Source organism: Streptomyces sp. IBSBF 2435, assembly GCF_036815005.1.
Classification (GTDB): Bacteria; Actinomycetota; Actinomycetes; order Streptomycetales; family Streptomycetaceae; genus Actinacidiphila.
This window is the reverse complement of sequence record NZ_JAJSYW010000343.1, coordinates 1-3,036: the sequence shown is the minus strand read 5'-3', so window position 1 is coordinate 3,036 and position 3,036 is coordinate 1. Positions and strand designations below refer to the sequence as shown.

Here is a 3,036-nt window from a genome sequence, read left to right as displayed (position 1 = left end):
ATAAGAGCCCGCCCCCCCCCCCCCCCGCGGCGGGCGGGGCCCGCGGCCCCGGCCGCGACAGCTCCCGACCTGGCCAAGGGCGTCGCCTACCTCATCAACCGCGGCGACCTCATCGACGGCCACTACTACGAGTCCAGCTCCGGCCAGCACACCGGCTTCGCCGACTTCGGCCTGACCATCGACGGCGTCCTCGCCCTGTCCGCGACCGGCGGCGCCGACGACACCCTGGCCGGGGTGACCGACTTCCTCCAGCACGGCAAGGACGGCACCGGGCGCGGCATCGACGACTGGACGCTGATCGGCACCTCCTACGCGCAGGGCGGCTCGCTCGCCAAGGAGGCCCTCGCCGCCCAGGTCACCGGCGCCGACCCGCGCGCCTACGGCGGCCACGACCTGATCGCGGCCCTGGACGGCACCGTGTGCGCCGCGGCCGACACCTCCGCCGGCTGCGCCGCCAAGGGCAACTACGCCTACGCCGCCTCGGTCTTCTCCCAGTCCCTCGGCGTCATCGTCCAGATCCGGGCGGGCGAGGCGGCCAGGGCCGCCGGGCCGATCGCGTACCTGGAGAGCCTGCAGAAAGGCGACGGATCGTGGCCGAGCCTGATCCCCGCGACCGGCGACGGCGACGTCGACAGCACCGCGGTGGCCATGATGGCCCTCGACCTGGTCCCCGGTGACGCCGCCGCGCACGCCGTGGCCAGGGGCGCCGCCTGGCTGGCCGGCAGGCAGCTGGCCGACGGCGGCTTCCACGGCGCGGCCGGCGACTCGGTGAACTCCGCGGCCCTCGCCCTCCAGGGCCTCGGCCTGGCCGCGAAGACCTACGCGCCGCAGATCGCCAAGGCCCGCGCCTTCCTGGCCGGCGAGCAGAACCCCGACGGCGGCTTCCGCGTCGCCTCCGACTCCGACGACAAGCACTCCGACGTCCGCGCCTCCGCCCAGGCGGTCAGCGGCGCCGCCGGCACCTCCTTCGGCACCCTGCTGCGCGACCTCGCCGACCAGAAGGCCGCCACGGCCGGAGCGGCGTACCTGGTCAAGCAGCTCGCGGGCGGCGACCACCTGTCCAACGACTACGGCCCCGACTACGGCCTGACCGCCGACGTCGCCCTCGCGCTGGCCGCCACCGGCCGGCAGGACACCGCGCTGACGAAGGTCACGGCCTACCTCGCCGGCCACGCCGCCGACTACGCCGACCCGGCGGGCACCTCCGCCTACCCCGGCCCCTACAGCGGCGCCACCGCCAAACTCGCCGTCCTCGCCGAGGTGATGGGGCAGGACCCGCGCCGCTTCGGCGGCTTCGACCTGCTCGGCACGCTCACCGGCCACGTGTGCGCCGCGGCGGCCGAGGACGGCACCTGCACCGAGCCCGGCGACTTCAGCCAGGCGTACTCGACGGTCTCCCAGGCCCTCGGCGTGCTGGCGCTGGCCCGCGCCGGGGAGACCCCGCCCGCGGCGGCGGTCGGCCGGCTGGCCGGTCTCCAGTGCGCCGACGGCGGCTTCTCGTCCACCCTGATCACCGCGGGCGCCGCCTGCGCGTCCGACGTGGACACCACCGGCTACGCCGTGCAGGCGCTGGTCCTGGTCCCCGGCCAGGCCGACGCGGTCGCCGCGGCGCGCGCGTACCTGGTCAAGGCCCAGCAGAGAGGCGGCGCTTACCAGGGCGCGGCGGGAACCAGCAGCAATTCCACGGCGCTTGCCGTCCAGGCGCTGCTGGCCACGGACAAGCTCCGGCCCGAACCCGCCCGCGGCGGGCAGAAGTTCCTGCGCTCGGTCCAGAACAGCGACGGCGGCTTCCGTATCACCGACGCGGCCGGCGCCTCCGACCTGCGCTCCAGCACCCAGGCCGTCCCCGCGCTGGCCGGTACGTCCCTGACGACCCTCACCCACGCGCTGGCGCCCGTCACCCCCTCGAAGGACGACGGTGACGGCGACGGCTCCAACGGCGTTACGTCCGGCGGGTCCTCCGGCGGCGGCGCGCTGGCCGCCACCGGCACCGGCGCGCTGGCGGCGGCGGGCCTGGCCGCGCTGCTGCTGGCCGTCGGCGGCGCCTTCACCGCGGCCCGCCGCCGCACCGGGCAGCACAACGGGAGGCACCAGTGACACACCGCCCCTTCCCGCCGGCAGGGCGGCGCGCCGCCCGCGCCGCCGCCGCGCTGGCACTGGTCTTCGCCGCGGTGTGCGGCGGCCTCACCCTCGGCGCGGCCCCGGCCGCGGCGGCGGCGCAGCCGATGAGCGCGTGCACGACCACCAGGGGGGTCGTGCTCGCGGTGGACTTCAGCCACTGGGGCGGCCCGCTGCTGCGCTCCTGCGGCACCACCCCCACCACCGGCTACGCCCTGCTCAACCAGGGCGGTTGGCAGACCACCGGCACCCAGCACGACGGGCCCGCCTTCATCTGCCGCATCGGGTACGCCGGTTACCAGGGCGGCACCCAATACCCCACCGTCAAGGGCGAACCCTGCGTGCTGACGCCGCCGGCCACCGCCTACTGGTCGTACTGGCACGCCGACCCGGGACAGAAGAGCTGGTCGTACAGCAAGCTCGGCGCGACGAGCTACCACCCCGAGCCGGGCAGCGTCGACCTGTGGATCTTCGGCGCCACCAACACCGCCGGCACCCAGGGCCGCCCGACGTTCTCCCCCGACACCGTGAGGGCGCACAACACCGCGCCCGGCACGTCCTCCGGAGCCGCCAGGCCGCCCGTGAAGAACACCCCGGCCGGCAACCCCGCCACCGCGAAGCCGACCCCGGCACGCACCTCCGCCGCGCCCACCACGCCGCCCACAGCCCCTCCCGCGACGCCGACCGGCACCCCGGTCCCGACCGGGGCCGCCACCACGGCCGGCAGCACGCAGGGGTCCGCGCCCCGCACCCAGGACGCCGAGCCGACGGCCGCCGCGGGCCACTCCACCGGCTCCGTGCTGCCGGCCGCGATCACCGCCGCGGTCGTGGCCGTGATCGCCGTACTGACCGTCCTGCGGGTGCGGCGCAGGCGAGACGCGGAGTAGACAGGTGCCCGCCGCCCCACCCGCCCCCCGC

2 protein-coding genes are annotated in these 3,036 nt (G+C 76.6%); both read left to right on the top strand.

Going from position 1 to position 3,036, the window contains the following annotated elements; translation table 11 throughout:
* A partial coding sequence (locus V7E46_RS33130) for a prenyltransferase/squalene oxidase repeat-containing protein (protein WP_333771867.1) occupies positions 1–2,097 on the top strand: 2,097 nt, incomplete at its 5' end.
* Positions 2,094–3,005: a hypothetical protein gene (locus V7E46_RS33125; RefSeq protein ID WP_333771866.1), complete on the top strand. Its 912-nt coding sequence runs from the start codon at positions 2,094–2,096 to the stop codon at positions 3,003–3,005. The genes V7E46_RS33130 and V7E46_RS33125, both read left to right, overlap by 4 nt.
* Positions 3,006–3,036 lie beyond the last annotated feature (31 nt).